The sequence below is a fragment of the Teichococcus vastitatis genome (assembly GCF_003604215.1).
Classification (GTDB): Bacteria; Pseudomonadota; Alphaproteobacteria; order Acetobacterales; family Acetobacteraceae; genus Pseudoroseomonas; species Pseudoroseomonas vastitatis.
The window spans coordinates 1-15,121 of record NZ_QXGS01000014.1 but is presented as its reverse complement, the minus strand read 5'-3'; the positions used below and the strand labels follow the sequence as shown (position 1 = coordinate 15,121).

Sequence of the window (15,121 nt, the reverse complement as noted above, 5' to 3'; positions counted from 1 at the left end):
GGGGCTCACGCGGCACCTGGAAGGGTCTGAGCGCCGGATGAAAAAGATTGTTAGGCTTGCGGTCCCTACGCGACGGTCTCACCCGCGGAACCACCGGGCAGGTCTTCGCCGAACAGGGCTGCCATCGAGATCGGCACGACAGTCCGAACACCGCACCTCATACGGCGTCCGCCACGGCATCCAGGCTGCGAGCACACCAATGCCATCGAGATCGCTGGGCGCCCGCGGCGATTCCGCCGCAGCCGGTTTGGTGCCGCTCGCGGCCATCCTGGTGGTGCGGCAGTGTTCGTGGGCTAATCAGCCTGAACGTTGGCTTGTCGGATCAACGCACCCCATCGCGCACGTTCGCTGCCGATCAGGGCTGCGAAATCCTCGGGCGATCCGGGGGAGAACCGGGCGCCTTCGGCTTCCAGCCGGCTTTTCAGTGCCGGCTCCTGCAGAATGCGTACACACTGGGCGTTGAGCTGGCCGATGATTTCGCGCGGCATCCCCGCTGGCCCGGCCAGCCCATACCATTGCACCGCGTCGAAGCCGGGCAGGCCCGTTTCCGCGATGGTGGGGATCTCCGGCGCGGTGGCAAGGCGTTGCGGACTGGAAACACCGAGCGCGCGCACCAACCCGGAACGCACGGGAGGCAGCGCCGGAGGACCGCCCGTCATGGTCAGGGCGATCTGCCCGGCCACCAGATCATTCATCATCGGGCCCGTCCCTTTATAGGGAACGTGCGTCATCTCGATCCCGGCGGCCGTGTTGAAGGCGACCATCGCGATGTGCGCCGCGCTGCCATTGCCACCCGATCCATAGGTCAGCACCCCAGGCCGCCGTTTCGCGAATTCGATCAGGCCGGCGGCATCGCGGACATCGACCACCTTGGGATTCACCACCAGGATGTTGGGTACCACGGCCACCAGCGCGATGGGCTGGAAGGAAGTGACTGTGTCGAAGGACAGGTTGGTATACAGCGCCGGATTGACGGCCAGGGTACCGATATGCCCCATCAGCAGCGTGTAGCCGTCGGCGGGCGCACGAGCCACCATCTCGGTTCCGATGGTGCCGCCTGCGCCGCCACGGTTCTCCACCACGAAGGTCTGCCCCAGTTCCTCGCTCAGGCGCTGGGCCATGGCGCGGGCCAGGATGTCTGTCGAGCCACCCGGCGTGAACGGAACGATCACACGCACTGGCCGGTCGTTCGGCCAGGACGTGGCGGCGCGCACCGGATAGGCCGGTGCCGTCAGCAGGGTGGTACCGACGGCCTGCAGCAGGCTCCGGCGGCACAGCGACATCATGGGCTGGTTCATGTTGTTGTCTTCCTGTCTGCTGGAACGGCACCGCAGGGACGAAGCGGTGCCTCCATCGACCGCAGCCTCAGCCTTCGAACTGCTCGACGTAGCGAAGCCCAGCCTTCTTCAGCGCAGGCCGCATGTCATAGAGGTCGAGGCCCAGAACGCCGGCGGCCAGCTTCTCGCGCTTCGCTGCCTCGTTGGCCTGGCGTTTCTCGGCGGCGGTCAACACCGTCTCCGCCTCCTTGCGCGGGATCACGACCACGCCGTCGTCATCGGCCACGACCACGTCGCCCGGCTGGACCGCGACGCCGGCGCAGACCACGGGGATGTTGACGGAGCCAAGGGTAGCCTTGACCGTGCCACGGGCCGAGACGGCGCGCGACCAGACTGGAAACCCCATCTCCCGCAGAGTTGCCAAGTCCCGTACGCCGGCATCGATCACCAGGCCGCGCACGCCGCGGGCCTTCAGCGATGTGGCCAGCAGATCGCCGAACATGCCGTCCGTGTTGTCGGTGGTGCAGGCCACCACCAGGATATCCCCCTCGCGGCACTGCTCGACGGCCACGTGGATCATCCAGTTGTCACCCGGCTGCGCCAGCACGGTGACGGCACTGCCCACGGCCGCCGCGCCCGCCCAGGCCGGGCGCATATAAGGCTTCATCAGGTTCGGCGCGCGGCCGGACGCCTCGTGCGTCGTGGACACGCCGAGCGGCGCGAAACGGTCCACCGTGGCCAGCGGCGCCCGGGCCACTCGGGTAACGACGACGGGCTTCACGCCAGCACCTCCACGGCGTCCGGGAAAATGGTCTGGTAGGCCTCGCCATAGGTCATCGGCTTGCCGGAGTTTCGGCCGCCCTGCATGCCGCGATTCAGCGCCGCCCTGTGGTAGTAATCCCAGAGGTGCTTCTGCGCCGGCAGCTGCTCGAACGCCTTCCACTTGGCGTCCCAGACCTCGGTGATGTTGAGGATGCGGTTGGGCTTGAAGCCGCATTGTTCCGGCTGGTGCGGTTCGAACTGGAACACCTGCGGCGCGGCGTAGCTGACGCCGCCCGGGCCGGGCTTGTGGCCGGCCGCCTGGGCGATGATGCGGGCCTCCTGCGCGATGCGGGACGCTTCGGGGTGGTCGACGTTGTAGGGATCCGCCACGGCGTGGGTCAGCACAAAGGAAGGCCTGACCTCGCGGTAGATGTCGATCAGGCGGTCCATCATCGCGTCGGTGATGCGCAGCGGGTAGTCGCCGGCGTCGAAGAACTCGATCTCGGCGCCGAGCACCTCGGCCGCGGCCTCGGCCTCGGCCCGACGCGCCGCCTTGCAGGCTTCCAGCGTCATGCCCGGCTGCTTCCACGCGCCCTGGCTTTCGCCGCGCTCGCCATAGGACATGCAAACGATCTTGACGCGGTAGCCGAGCCTGGCATGCAGCGCGATGGCACCGCCAGCGCGCCACACGAAATCGCCCGGATGCGCCGTGACAACGAGGCCGGATTTCTGGGTGCCGGACATGGGCCTTCCTTCTCAGCGCGCCCAGTAGAGGCGGTTCGGGTTGTCGATCAGGATCTTGCGGCGCAGCGCCTCGTCCTCCACCGCGAGGGCGAGGATGTCGACGAGATCGCCATCATTCGGCATGTCGCCGGCGATGTTCGGGTGCGGGAAGTCGGTGCCCCACAGCGTGCGGTCCGGCGCCGCCTCCGCCAGGCGGCGGGCAAAGGGCACGGCGTCGTGGAACGGGCTGCCACTGGAGGACACGCGCTCCGGCCCGCAGATCTTCACCCAGGCGAGCGGGTTCTCCATCAACTGCAGCAAACGACGGAACGGCTCCTGCTCCAACCCGTTCTTCGCCTGCACGCGGCCCATGTGGTCGATTACAAAGGGCACCTGGATGCGGGAGATCCGCTCGGCATGTTCCAGGATGTCGCCGGCATCGAGGTGCAGCACGACGTGCCAGTCCAGCGGCTGGATCCGGTCCAGCACATGGTCGAACACGTCGAGATCCGGTGTGCCGCCCAGATGCTTGACGAAGTTGAAGCGCACGCCACGCACGCCGCCCTGGTCGAGCTCTTCGAGCCCGGCCTCGGTGATCGTGCCGTCCACGATGGCCACGCCGCGATAGGCTCCTTCGCTGCGGCCGATCGCGTCGATCATGGCCGTGTTGTCGGTGCCGTGGCAGCTGGCCTGAACAATCACGGCGCGCTCCACTCCGATCGCGGCGTGAACGCGCCGCAGATCCTCGACCGGGGCATCGGGCGGCGTGTAGGAGCGATCCGCCGCATACGGAAACCGGTCCGCCGGTCCGAAGACGTGGCAATGCGAATCGCAGGCGCCGGGCGGCAGCCGGTAGGACGGGGTCTTCGGATGAGGGTCGGGGGCCTTGCAGGTCTTCATGCTGGATGCCTTCTCGTCACTGCTTCTCGATGCCGGCGCGCTGGATCACGGCCCGCCATTTTTCCGCCTCCTCGCTCATCAGCCGGGCGAGCGAGGCTGGATCGCCGCCCTTGGCCTCCACCCCCGCTTCCAGCAGCTTGCTCCGAACGGTGGGCTGGCCGAGCACGGCATTGAGTTCCTGGTTGATGCGGGCGATCACCGGCGCCGGCGTCCGCGCTGGCGCCACCACAGCGTTCCAGGAGGTGACATCGAAATCCGCCAGTCCCGCCTCCCGAAGTGTTGGCACATCCGGCAGGTTAGCGGCGCGGCCGGCGGAGGTGACGGCGATGGCCCGCAGCGAGCCGTCGCGGATTTGGCCGGTGATCGGCGCCACGATCTCGAAGGCCGCCGTCACGTCGCCGCGCAGCAAGGCGGTCAGCAGCGCCGGCGTGCCGTTGAAGGGAACGGTCACGGCCTCGACGCCCGCGGCGGTCTTGAACAACTCGGCGGCGAGGTTCTGCGTGCTGCCCACGCTGATGGTGCCGATGTTGCTGCCGGCCGGATCGCTTTTCAGCTTCGCCACGAGATCGCCGGAAGTGCGCAGGGACGAGTCCGGTGCCACCAGGATGGCGATGGCGAAGGTGCCCATCAGCCCGACCGGCGCGAAGTCGCGGATCGGGTCGAAGGGCAGCGAGCGGAACAGGGAGGCGCTGATGGCATGCGCGTTCGTGGCCACCATCAAGGTGGAGCCATCGGCGGGCGACGACAGCAGCGTCTGGCCGGCGACGATGCCGCCCGCACCGGGGCGGTTCTCGACCACCACCGGCTGCCCCAGCCGCTCCGACAAGGCCTGCCCCACGGTGCGGGCCGTGAGGTCGGCCACGCCCCCGGCGGCATTCGGCACGATCAGCCGCACCGGCTTGTCCGGCAGGGCGGCAGCACCCTGGGCGCGAATGGCGGGAGCGGCCCAGCCGACCACGGCGGCGAGCCCGGCCAGCCGCAGGGCATCGCGGCGAGATAGCATGGTGAATTCCTCCGACATGGGCCGCCTTCTTGCTGGGGCGGCCTCGGTGGGTGCTTATTCGGCGGCGGCGCGGCGTGGCGTGGCGGCTTCCACACCGGCCAGCAGGGTGTCCAGGTCGGTGGTGGCCAGTTCCGCTTTGCCCATGGCCCGGCCACGCGCGGCCGCCCAGTCCTGCCGCTCGGCAATCGGGCCGCTGAGCAGCGGGTCGACCCCCGCTTCCTGCACGGTGCGCGCCACCTCCCGCATTTCCTCGGCCCGGCGCTTGCCGTGGATCAAGGCGCGGCTGATGACGTAGCGGGCCAGACCGCGCCAATCCGGGTGCGGCAGGGTGTCGGACAGGGAGCGCAGCACCTCCCCCTCCACCCCGTAATGGCGCGCCGCCAGCAGGCATTCGGTGGTCAGCGCCTCCAGGCCCTTCACCATCACGCTGCGGCACATCTTCACCGCCGAGGCCTTGCCGATCGGGCCGGGAAACACGGTCAGATCCATGCCGAAGGGGGCCATCACCGCCCGGAAGGCCTCCGCCTCCGGTCCGCCGAGCAGCATCGGCGACCGCAGGCCCTTGGGCGGCACGCTCGCCATCACCGCCGCCTCGACATAGCGCCCCCCGGCCGCGGTGACGGCCTGTGCCGCCGATTGCTTGGTGCCAGGCGAGACGGAATTCACATCCACCACGAAGGGCCGGTGCGACAGGCCGTTTTGCAGCGCGCGCACGGCCTCCAGCGCCGAGCCGGCGGTGACGGGCACGAACACCACCTCCGCCCGTGCCGCGGCCTGGGCCGCGCTAGGGTGCAGCGTCAATCCGGCGGCCGCTGCCCGCTCAAGGGCGGCCGGCGCGGTGTCGAAGGCGTGCAGCTCCGTGACGCCACCGGCCCGCAGGTCGCGGGCGAAGATGCCGCCGACCTCGCCGAAGCCGATGATGGCAAAGCATGTCATGGCCATTCCCTCCTGAGCTGTCATTCAACCCCGTCCGGCAGGCCCTCCCAGGCCTCCTCCAGCGTCAGCGGCTGCGGCAGCATGCCCTGGGCCTCCATGTAGCAGAGCGCCAGCGCCAGCACGGGGCGCAGCGCGGCACGGCTGGCAGGTGGGGCGCCATGCTCGCCCGCCGGCACCGGGGCCGCGGCGGCACGCACCATGCGCAGCAATTCCCCGACCAGCCAGGGTTGCTGGTCCACCAGGTCGCGCGACATGGTCAGCATGTGGTTCACGGGAACCAGGCCGTGCCGCCGCCAGAACGCAGCCGCAGCCGCAGCGGGATCGGGCCAGACGGTGCGGAGGCCGGGATCGTCCGGCACGTCATGGCCGACGATCACCGCATCCAGCGCACCGGTCCGCAGCATGGCCAGCATGTCCTGCCCGGGCGCCGCACGCTCGGCCCAGGGCGGATCGGCGATGCCCGGCACATGCGCATCCTCGAAGGTGATCCAGCGGCATTCCTCCGGCCGCAGGCCGCCCTCCTCGGCGATGATGCCGCGCAGCCACATGCCGGTGGTCTGGCTATAGGCACGGACGCCGATGCGGCGACCCCTGAGGTCCGCGGGTCCCCGAATGTCGCTCTCAGCACGGCACAGCAGCGCCGATTGCTGGAAACGGGCGGCCAGCACCACCGGCAGCAACACCAAGGGCCGTCCCATGGCGCGGGCCTGCAGAAAGGTGGCGATCGCCATCTCGGAGGCGTCGAAGCGGCCTTCCCGCACCATGGGCGCGAAGGCGCGGCTGATCACCGGAACTTCCGCGAAATCCAGCCGCAGCAGGGAGGAGGCGATCCGCCCGTCCTTCAAGGCACGGGTGCGCGGATAATCCCCAATCGCCGCCCGCAATGCCACGGGCTGTGCAGCCCCGCTCATGGTTCAATGCTGGTCGTGGAGGCGGCATCGTCGCGGGGGGGGCCGCCACGATCAATCAGAGATCCCATCCGCTCGCTCCTCCTCCGGGACATCAGCGCCGAACCGCCGGACGGATCGGCGGCCTCCGCTGCGGAAGGCTTGCTAGCGCCTCAGCGCAGACGGGTCTTATTGCTTCGAGCGGCCGAGCTATGAGGCGAGGTTATAGAAGCAAGGCCCCGCTCGCCGATTTCGGCAATGTGTGCGCGGAGCGCCGCGAGAAAGGATTGTCCCGCGGCGGCCGGCGTCCGGTTCGGTGGCAGGATGATCCCCGCCGGGCGGGGCGGTGCCGCCTCTGGAAGCGGGATGACCTTCAGCGTCCCGCGTAACAGGTCTCCCGCCATCATCAAGCGCGGCATGACCGAGAGCATGTCCGTGGCGTGCAACATCTCGCGGATGAAGCCATAGGAGCTGGAGCGCAGGGAGGACGCCGGAGCCAGGGCCAGGCGATCCAGGAACGCTTCGATCTCCTGCCCGACCCTCTGCGTCACGGTCGGCAGCACCAGTTCGTAGTGCCGGAGCGCATGCAAGGTGATCTCCGGCAGCTCGAACACCGGGTGGTCCCGGCGTGCCAGCACGGAGATCGGCTCCTCCCAGAGCGGTTCCCGGAGCAGGCCGTCGGGCATGGCCGGCTCGTACAGCCGGCCGACGATCAGGTCGATCTCGCCCGAGACGAGCTTGGGCAGGAGGTCCTCGGTCCGTCCCTGCTCCAGGCGGATGCGCAGCTGAGGGTGCTGCCGCTTGAGCCGGGTGAGCGCACCCGGCAGAACCCCGGTGGCCGCCACGGGAAGGGTTCCGATGGCGACGACGCCGCCGTCCGGGCCGGAAAGCCGGTCAAGCTCCTCGTCCAGGCGGCGGATCTCGGCCAGCATGCGCCGGCTGAACTGGGCGAGAAGAGCGCCGGCCTCGGTCGGCCGCATGCCACGCGGAAGACGGTCGAACAGGCGCTGCCGCAGGATCTCCTCCAATTCCTGCAGCGTCTTGGTCAGGGCGGGCTGGGTGATCCCGAGGGCGGCGGACGCCTTCAACAGGCTGTGGTGAGCCGCGATGGCATCCACCGCCCTGAGGTGGTGCAGCTTCAGCCTCTGATCGAGGTAGCGTCGGTTCGTCATGCCCGGCCTTGCTCCTCCACCCCAACCTGCCCGGCGGCGCTCCCTGCCCGGACAGCCACCTATTCCCGAGTCTAATAGCTGCTGCCGGACAATCAACACGGGCAGCACCCGGGACCTGCCAAGTTCATGGCCCGGCATGCAGCTTCCCCGGGGAGTGCGGGGGAAGGAGGACCGCACAGCACTCCGGTCCGGGAGCTGCCAAACGGCCGAATCCGAGGCTCCGCCGATGCCGCAGCACAGGGTCTGAGGCGCCGCAAGGGCCGGGGCCACCGGCGCCGCATGCTGCCTCACAATGAACAGCCCGGCACGCCGCTGCCGCCGCCGCCCCGACCATGATCCTTCTTTCCAATCCCTCCGGGCCGAGACTAGGCTTCCCGGAGGGGTCCATCAAAGAAGGGGGCGTGCCGCTTGGCCTACGCGCTGCAGCAACTCATCAATGGCGTCTCGCTCGGCATGATCTACGGGCTCATCGCCATCGGCTACACCATGGTTTACGGCATCATCGGCATGATCAACTTCGCCCATGGCGACATCTTCATGATCGGTGCCTTTCTCTCCCTCATTGGCCTGTTGCTGATCACGTCAGGCGGGCTGCTGGACGGGCCGGGCGCCATTGTTCTGGTGCTGGCCCTGTCCATGGCCTTCACCGCCCTGTATGGCTGGACCGTGGAGCGGCTCGCCTATCGCCCGCTGCGCGGCTCGTTCCGCCTGGCGCCGCTCATCTCCGCCATCGGCATGTCCATCGTGCTGCAGAACTACGTGCAGGTCAGCCAGGGCGCGCGGGTCAAGCCGATCGAACCCGTGGTGCAGGGCGGCTTCACCATCATGCAGGAAGGCACTTTCGCGGTGCAGCTTTCCACCATGCAGATCCTGATCATCCTGACGACGCTGGTGATCCTGGCGATCTTCACTTGGCTGGTGACGCGGACGCGACTGGGCCGGGCCATGCGCGCCTGCGAACAGGACCGGAAGATGGCCAGCCTGCTCGGGATCGACACCGACCGCACCATCAGCATCACCTTCGTCATCGGTGCGGCACTGGCGGCAGTCGCCGGCACCATGTACCTGCTGCGCTACGGCGTGATCGACTTCTACATCGGCTTCCTGGTGGGGGTGAAGGCGTTCACCGCCGCCGTGCTGGGTGGCATCGGCAGCCTTCCGGGCGCCGTGCTGGGCGGATTGCTGATCGGTCTGATCGAGACCTTCTGGTCCGCTTACTTCAGCGTGCAGTACAAGGACGTCGCGGCCTTCTCCATCCTGATCCTGACGCTGGTCTTCATGCCGACCGGCCTGCTCGGCCGTGCGGAGGTCGAGAAGGTATGAGCCTGGCCCGAACGCGGCGTCCCGCCCTCGGCGTCGCGCTGCGGGACGCAGGCTTGGCCGCGCTGATCGCGGCCGGCCTCTTCTTGCCCATGGTCGGGCTGCGCACCGATGTGGGTCCGACAGGCGCGCTGTTCCTGCGGACCCGCTGGACCGATGTGCTGCTGCTGATGCTGGTCGTGTTCGCCGGGCGCTTCCTGGTGCGGCTCTGGCAGGAATGGAAGACGGAGCGCCGCGCCCCGGGCTTCAGCCAACGCATCGCCGGTCCATTGTCGCGGTCCGGCCGCTTCGTCGCACCGGTCTTCCTGCTCCTGGCGGTGCTGCTGCCGGTTCTTCCCGGGGTCGGGCGCTACGAGCTGGATCTCGGCATCCTGGTGCTGACCTACGTCATGCTGGGCTGGGGATTGAACATCGTGGTCGGCCTGGCCGGGCTGCTCGATCTCGGCTACGTCGCCTTCTACGCGGTCGGCGCTTACTCCTACGCGCTGCTGGCCCAGTATTTCGGCCTATCCTTCTGGATCTGCCTGCCGCTGGCGGGACTGCTGGCCGCCTTCTGGGGGATCCTGCTGGGCTTTCCCGTGCTGCGCCTGCGCGGAGACTACCTGGCCATCGTCACGCTGGGCTTCGGCGAGATCATCCGTTTGGTTCTGCTGAACTGGGTGACGCTGACCGGCGGCCCGAACGGCATCTCCGGCATCGCGCGCCCCACCTTCTTCGGCCTGACCTTCACCGTCGGGGGCGGTCCCGGCTCCTTTGCCGAGTTCTTTGGGCTGGAGCCGAGCCCGACGCACCGCGTCGTCTTCCTCTATTACCTCATCCTGGCGCTCGCTCTGCTGACCAACTGGGTCACGCTGCGCCTGCGCCGCCAGCCGCTCGGCCGCGCCTGGGAAGCGATGCGGGAGGATGAGATCGCCTGCCGCAGCCTGGGTATCAACATCACCACCACCAAGCTGACGGCCTTCGCCCTGGGCGCCATGTTCGGCGGCTTCGCCGGCGCCTTCTTCGCGACAAGGCAGGCCTTCATCAGCCCGGAATCCTTCACCTTCATCGAGAGCGCCATCATCCTGGCCATCGTGGTGCTGGGCGGCCTCGGCAGCCAGCTCGGCGTCGCCGTCGCGGCGCTGGTGCTGATCGGCGGCTTCGAGGTGTTCCGCGACCTGCAGGAATGGCGCATGCTGGTGTTCGGCGGCGCCATGGTGCTGATCATGATCTGGAAGCCGCGCGGGCTGGTCGGCAGCCGCACCCCCACCGTTGCCTTGGGCGAGAAACGGGCCATCAGCGCCAGCATGGTGGCCGAGGGCCGCGGCTGATGGCGCCGATCCTGACGGTCGAATCCCTGACCATGCGCTTCGGCGGCCTGACCGCGGTGAAGGACGTGTCCTTTGCCGCCGCGCAGGGAGCGATCACCGCCGTGATCGGTCCGAACGGAGCCGGCAAGACAACGATGTTCAACTGCATCACCGGCTTCTACAGGCCCACCAGTGGCAGCCTGACGCTTCATCATGGCGGGCACGGTGTCGCGCTGCACCGCCTGGCCGGCCACCGCATCGCCCGGGCCGGGGTCGCGCGCACCTTCCAGAACGTCCGCCTCTTCGCCGGCATGACGGCATTGGAGAACCTGCTGGTGGCGCAGCACCGCACGCTGATGGCGTCCACCGGCTTCGGCATCGGCGCCGTGCTCGGCCTGTCTGGCTACAAGGCGGCGGAGCAGGCGGCGATCCGGCGGGCCAGCACCTGGCTGGAAGCCTGCGGGCTGATCGACCGTGCCGACGATCCGGCGGGAAGCCTGCCCTACGGCGCGCAGCGCCGGCTGGAGATCGCGCGCGCCATGTGCATGGAACCGGTGCTGCTCTGCCTGGACGAGCCCGCGGCCGGCCTCAACCCCCGTGAATCCACGGCCCTCGGCGAATTGCTGCGCGCCATCCGGGATGGCACGGCGGCCGATGGCGCGCCGCCCTGCTCCATCCTGCTGATCGAGCACGACATGGGCGTGGTGATGGGAATTTCGGATCACATCGTGGTGCTGGATCACGGCGGCAAGATCGCCGACGGCACGCCGGCCGCCATCCGTGCCGACGACAAGGTGATTGCAGCCTATCTGGGCGAGGGCGACGAGGACGAGGACGGCGTGGCATGAGTACGCCCCTGCTGGAGATCCGGGACGTTTCCACCTTCTATGGCGCGGTGGAGGCACTGAAGGGCGTGTCCGTCACCGTGGCGCCGGGCGAGATCGTGACGCTGATCGGTGCCAATGGCGCGGGAAAGTCGACGCTGCTGATGACCATCTGCGGCGATCCCCGGGCGCGGTCCGGCCGCATATGTTTCGACGGCCAGGACATCACGGAACGTCCGACGCACCACATCATGCGCAGCGGCATCGCGCAATCGCCGGAAGGACGGCGCATCTTCCCGCGCATGAGCGTGCACGAGAACCTGCTGATGGGAGCGCAAAGCTCCGGCATCGATCCCTGTCCAGGGCTGGATCAGGCCTTTACATTGTTCCCCCGACTGAAGGAGCGGGAAGCGCAGCGCGCGGGAACGCTGTCCGGCGGCGAGCAGCAGATGCTGGCGATCGCCCGCGCCCTGATGTCGCGCCCGCGCCTGCTGCTGCTGGACGAGCCCTCGCTCGGGCTGGCGCCGCTGGTGTCGCGGCAGATCTTCCAGGCCATCCGCAAGCTCAACATGGAGACGGGCCTCACCGTGCTGCTGGTGGAGCAGAATGCGAACCAGGCGCTCCGCCTGGCGCATCGCGGCTACGTGCTGGTCACTGGGCGCATCACCATGTCTGGCACCGGGCGTGAGTTGCTGGCGCGCCCGGACGTGCGCGACGCCTATTTGGGAGGTCATTGACGCCCCGCAGATCGGACTGGCGGAGCGGCGCGAAGCTTCCTAGGCTGCAACAAACAACACCAGCCGGCGATCGGTTCCGGCGGCTGAAGAACGGAGGCTCCGATGATGCAGCGCAGACAGCTTCTTGGCACCGTGGCCGGGTTGACGGCCGCCGGCGTGGCGGGTTTGGGCGCCGGCCGGGACGCGGTCGCCCAATCCGGTACGCTGCGCATCGCCTCCGTGGGGCCGATGACCGGGCAATATGCCGCGTTCGGCGCGCAGCTGCGCGCGGGCGCTGAACAGGCGGTGATCGATCTCAATGCGGCCGGCGGCGTGCTGGGCCAGCAGCTGGCGCTGGAGATCGGCGACGATGCCTGCGACCCACGCCAGGCCGTCTCCGTGGCCAACCAGATGGCCAGCCGTCAGGTGAAGCTGATCGCCGGGCATTTCTGCTCGGGTTCGTCCATCCCGGCCAGCAAGGTCTACGCGGAGGAAGGCGTGCTGCAGATCAGCCCAGCCTCCACCAACCCGCAATACACCGATGCCGGCGGCTGGAACACCTTCCGCACCTGTGGCCGTGATGACCAGCAGGGCAAGGTGGCTGGCGCCTACATCGCCAAGACCTTTGCAGGCAAGAAGGTCGCCATTCTTCACGACAACTCGGCCTATGGAAAAGGCTTGGCCGATGAAACCAAGAAGTCGCTGAACGCGGCCGGCACGACCGAAACGGTTTATGCAGCCTACACACCGGGGGAGCGTGACTATTCCGCCCTGGTGTCGCGCCTGAAATCCTCGGGCGTCGAGATCATCTACGTCGGCGGCTACCATACCGAGGCCGGGCTGATCCTGCGTCAGGCCAAGGAACAGGGCATGCCGGTGACGCTGATCGGCGGCGATGCGCTGGTGACGAATGAGTTCTGGCAGATCGCCGGCGCCGCGGGCGAAGGCACGCTGATGACCTTCGCGTCCGATCCGCGCAAGCGCCCCAGCGCGGCCGAAGTGGTGGCACGCTTCCGGGCCAAGAACGTCGATCCGGAAGGCTACGTCCTCTACACCTATGCCGCGGTGCAGATCTGGGCTGATGCGGCCAAGAAGGCCAACAGCACCGATCCCGAGAAGGTGTCGGAGACGCTGAAATCCGGCGGCCCATGGAACAGCGTGCTGGGACCGATCAGCTTCGACAGCAAGGGCGACGTCACCGTTCCGGATTATGTTTTCTACGTCTGGAAGAATGGCTCCTACGGCGAGGTCTGATGCGTTCGGCCGGAGCCATCGCTCCGTGCTGGTGAGAGGCCGGCGCGGCGTTCCGCTGCTCGGGTTCCGAAAACGGAGGGCGCTGCCGGCTCATCGATGATCGGGCGGCTCCGGGGCTCGACTGCGGGAGATGACCAAGTCGGGGTCCACGGAGCTCCGGTCTGGTAGCCGTCATTTGTGCCGATGCGTCGATTGCGGCTCGTGAGGTGCGACCGCAGCGGTGTGGGGCGGGGTTGGGCGAGGTTTCGGCGCCCGCTCACTGTGCCCCTTCACTGGCGGCCAGGTTGGTTCATGGCGCGACAGGCGCCCCAAAGGCGCGGCCTCCTGGACCGCAGCCACCTTGTCGCTGCTGTCGCCATCCTCCATCTGGTCGCGCCGGCTTGATCCTCTCGGCATTCCACCAGTTGCTCCGTTAACTTCGCTCTGGTGCAACTCGGCATCTGCGCGCCAGGCGGCCATGATGGCCTGCACCTGCCGTGCTGCGATTGGGTGAGCCGCCGCACCCGGCCACATCCGAGATGCGGGCCGGGGCCCTTTGGGAAGGCTGACCCGCGCGGCCTCCGGATGGACGGTGCGCTTCTTGCTCATTCCAGATCCTGCGGAACGGCGGAGCCTGGCTGGCCCGGGCGGGGCGATCAGGTGATGGCGCGTGAGACGGAGTGGTCGCTGCCCGTCAGGGCAGCGCGGGCGGTTCCACAGAAGGGGGGAGACCGATGCGCCCACACCTTCATGTCCGCCATCTGCCTCGCGGTCACCATGCTCTTCTGGATCAATGCGTCCTGAGCTAGTATTTGACCTGAGAGAGGCAACGCTGCCATCCAAGTAGGCCGCAGTGTCAAGCAGGCGCGGTCGGTTGCCAAGCAAGACGGCTGACGTTGTAGGCCAAATTGGCCATGCCGATTCCCTCCGCGCTTAAGCAAGTCCGATATCACGGACGAACAATGCCATGCCATGCCATGCTTCTGCGCGGTGGGGACATGCTCGATGCCGGAAGAAGATCCGGGCATGTGCGGCATCGGTTCTGGCTTGAAATGCAGAGAGTTGACGACGGCGGAGCTCGATGCGCTCGGCGAAGCCTCGCCGTTCCAGCGATTTCAGATTGCACTTTGTTCGGCCGGGAGTGCCGGCCGGGATACGACCGGCAATGTTATGGACATCCAGGTGGTTGACGAAGCTGCGCTGTCATGTGGGGCCACATCAGCAGCTGTCGCCTGGTGGCTAAGGCTGTACCGCCGATCAATCCGATGTGGCATCTGCGGAACGGCGGAGCTTGGCTGGCCCGGGCGGGGCGATCAGGTGATGGCGCGTGAGACGGAGTGGTCGCTGTCCGTCAGGGCAGCGCGGGCGGTTCCACAGAAGGGGGGCCGGCTCCCGCCATGGTTACGGCCACATAGCCTCGGCCGATCCGGGCGTTTGTCGCCGGAACACAACCTTTGGTTGTCGTAATCAGGTGGACATTTTTTCATGTCTGCCTTTCCTTGAGGCAGATCCCGCCAGGATCTTGGCTTTTTCATCAGCTTATGACGATCTCGCCTGCAGGGTGGCTCCAGAAAAACGCGGAACCGGCTGCGGATAGCGTAAAAATGAGATTGCTCTCTGATGTAGTTTTGGTTCACAACTCTACTACTCAAGGTTGAGTGATAACCCTCTCGGTGAAACCGATGCCCCTGATCCCCTGCCTCCCCTCCTCCAAGATGAACACCGCCATCACCCTGCTGCAGCACCTGGCGACGCTGGCCAGCCATGATGGCGAGCCCTGCTCCGAAGCCCTGTTCACGGCGGCGGACTACCTGCAGGACGTGCTGGACTGCGCCGCCGAGCTGGACGGGCCGGATCCTTCCGACAGCGGGCTGGCCGGGTTCGACGCGCTGATGGCCGGCCTGGCCGACATCCTCCCCGCCGACGGTCGGCCGCTGCATTCCTGAACCGACGCCGCGCTTTCCCCACGCCCTTCCCCGCCCTGCCGCAGGACCTTGCCGACATGCGTGCTCTCCTGGTTGAAGACGACGCCACCACCGCCCGCGGCATCGCCATGATGCTGAAGGGCGCCTCGATGAT

At 67.8% G+C, this 15,121-nt stretch carries 14 protein-coding genes; 6 read left to right on the top strand and 8 right to left on the bottom strand.

Annotation, left to right across the window (positions count from 1 at the left end):
• Positions 1–293: 293 nt before the first annotated feature.
• The 8 genes from D2K64_RS15540 to D2K64_RS15505 all read right to left on the bottom strand — a co-directional run bounded on the left by D2K64_RS15540 (position 294) and on the right by D2K64_RS15505 (position 7,660).
• Positions 294–1,214 (bottom strand): Bug family tripartite tricarboxylate transporter substrate binding protein, encoded by a 921-nt coding sequence (locus D2K64_RS15540; protein ID WP_238384222.1) that lies wholly within the window; start codon positions 1,212–1,214, stop codon positions 294–296.
• A gap of 151 nt (positions 1,215–1,365) precedes the next feature.
• Positions 1,366–2,058 (bottom strand): 4-carboxy-4-hydroxy-2-oxoadipate aldolase/oxaloacetate decarboxylase, encoded by a 693-nt coding sequence (locus D2K64_RS15535; protein ID WP_120009297.1) that lies wholly within the window; start codon positions 2,056–2,058, stop codon positions 1,366–1,368.
• Complete coding sequence (locus D2K64_RS15530; protein ID WP_120009296.1) at positions 2,055–2,783, bottom strand: PIG-L deacetylase family protein; 729 nt, start codon at positions 2,781–2,783, stop codon at positions 2,055–2,057. Before D2K64_RS15530 ends, D2K64_RS15535 begins: the two co-directional genes overlap by 4 nt.
• Before the next feature lie 12 nt (positions 2,784–2,795).
• Positions 2,796–3,662 (bottom strand): amidohydrolase family protein, encoded by an 867-nt coding sequence (locus D2K64_RS15525; protein ID WP_120009295.1) that lies wholly within the window; start codon positions 3,660–3,662, stop codon positions 2,796–2,798.
• A 16-nt stretch (positions 3,663–3,678) separates the two neighbouring features.
• Positions 3,679–4,665: a Bug family tripartite tricarboxylate transporter substrate binding protein gene (locus D2K64_RS15520; RefSeq protein WP_120009336.1), complete on the bottom strand. Its 987-nt coding sequence runs from the start codon at positions 4,663–4,665 to the stop codon at positions 3,679–3,681.
• A 54-nt stretch (positions 4,666–4,719) separates the two neighbouring features.
• Complete coding sequence (locus D2K64_RS15515) at positions 4,720–5,601, bottom strand: NAD(P)-dependent oxidoreductase (RefSeq protein WP_120009335.1); 882 nt, start codon at positions 5,599–5,601, stop codon at positions 4,720–4,722.
• Between the two features lie 20 nt (positions 5,602–5,621).
• Positions 5,622–6,512: an ABC transporter substrate-binding protein gene (locus tag D2K64_RS15510; RefSeq protein WP_120009294.1), complete on the bottom strand. Its 891-nt coding sequence runs from the start codon at positions 6,510–6,512 to the stop codon at positions 5,622–5,624.
• Between the two features lie 149 nt (positions 6,513–6,661).
• Complete coding sequence (locus tag D2K64_RS15505) at positions 6,662–7,660, bottom strand: LysR family transcriptional regulator (RefSeq protein ID WP_120009293.1); 999 nt, start codon at positions 7,658–7,660, stop codon at positions 6,662–6,664.
• Between the two features lie 408 nt (positions 7,661–8,068).
• Between D2K64_RS15505 and D2K64_RS15500 the strand changes: the two genes are divergently transcribed.
• The 6 genes from D2K64_RS15500 (at position 8,069) to D2K64_RS15475 (ending at position 14,988) form a co-directional block, all read left to right on the top strand.
• A complete protein-coding gene (locus D2K64_RS15500) occupies positions 8,069–8,983 on the top strand; it encodes an ABC transporter permease subunit (protein ID WP_120009292.1) in 915 nt (304 codons plus the stop codon).
• Positions 8,980–10,290: a high-affinity branched-chain amino acid ABC transporter permease LivM gene (gene livM, locus D2K64_RS15495; protein ID WP_120009291.1), complete on the top strand. Its 1,311-nt coding sequence runs from the start codon at positions 8,980–8,982 to the stop codon at positions 10,288–10,290. Before D2K64_RS15500 ends, livM begins: the two co-directional genes overlap by 4 nt.
• Complete coding sequence (locus D2K64_RS15490; protein WP_120009290.1) at positions 10,290–11,117, top strand: ABC transporter ATP-binding protein; 828 nt, start codon at positions 10,290–10,292, stop codon at positions 11,115–11,117. Before livM ends, D2K64_RS15490 begins: the two co-directional genes overlap by 1 nt.
• The gene (locus D2K64_RS15485) at positions 11,114–11,830 is read left to right on the top strand and encodes an ABC transporter ATP-binding protein (protein ID WP_120009289.1); all 717 of its coding nucleotides are present in this window, start codon (positions 11,114–11,116) and stop codon (positions 11,828–11,830) included. The genes D2K64_RS15490 and D2K64_RS15485 overlap by 4 nt, the downstream gene beginning before the upstream one ends.
• 102 nt (positions 11,831–11,932) lie before the next feature.
• Positions 11,933–13,063, top strand: a complete 1,131-nt coding sequence (locus D2K64_RS15480; RefSeq protein ID WP_120009288.1) for a branched-chain amino acid ABC transporter substrate-binding protein — start codon at positions 11,933–11,935, stop codon at positions 13,061–13,063.
• Positions 13,064–14,724: 1,661 nt separating this feature from the next.
• Entirely contained in the window at positions 14,725–14,988 is a 264-nt protein-coding gene (locus D2K64_RS15475; protein ID WP_157985875.1) for a hypothetical protein, read from the top strand.
• Positions 14,989–15,121 lie beyond the last annotated feature (133 nt).

Bases quoted from the DNA above. Each gene is read 5' to 3' on its own strand.
- livM (WP_120009291.1), top strand. From the start codon at position 8,980: ATGAGCCTGGCCCGAACGCGGCGTCCCGCCCTCGGCGTCGCGCTGCGG.
- D2K64_RS15530 (WP_120009296.1), bottom strand. From the start codon at position 2,783: ATGTCCGGCACCCAGAAATCCGGCCTCGTTGTCACGGCGCATCCGGGC.
- D2K64_RS15490 (WP_120009290.1), top strand. From the start codon at position 10,290: ATGGCGCCGATCCTGACGGTCGAATCCCTGACCATGCGCTTCGGCGGC.
- D2K64_RS15480 (WP_120009288.1), top strand. From the start codon at position 11,933: ATGATGCAGCGCAGACAGCTTCTTGGCACCGTGGCCGGGTTGACGGCC.
- D2K64_RS15525 (WP_120009295.1), bottom strand. From the start codon at position 3,662: ATGAAGACCTGCAAGGCCCCCGACCCTCATCCGAAGACCCCGTCCTAC.
- D2K64_RS15485 (WP_120009289.1), top strand. From the start codon at position 11,114: ATGAGTACGCCCCTGCTGGAGATCCGGGACGTTTCCACCTTCTATGGC.
- D2K64_RS15515 (WP_120009335.1), bottom strand. From the start codon at position 5,601: ATGACATGCTTTGCCATCATCGGCTTCGGCGAGGTCGGCGGCATCTTC.
- D2K64_RS15520 (WP_120009336.1), bottom strand. From the start codon at position 4,665: ATGCTATCTCGCCGCGATGCCCTGCGGCTGGCCGGGCTCGCCGCCGTG.
- D2K64_RS15505 (WP_120009293.1), bottom strand. From the start codon at position 7,660: ATGACGAACCGACGCTACCTCGATCAGAGGCTGAAGCTGCACCACCTC.
- D2K64_RS15475 (WP_157985875.1), top strand. From the start codon at position 14,725: ATGCCCCTGATCCCCTGCCTCCCCTCCTCCAAGATGAACACCGCCATC.
- D2K64_RS15510 (WP_120009294.1), bottom strand. From the start codon at position 6,512: ATGAGCGGGGCTGCACAGCCCGTGGCATTGCGGGCGGCGATTGGGGAT.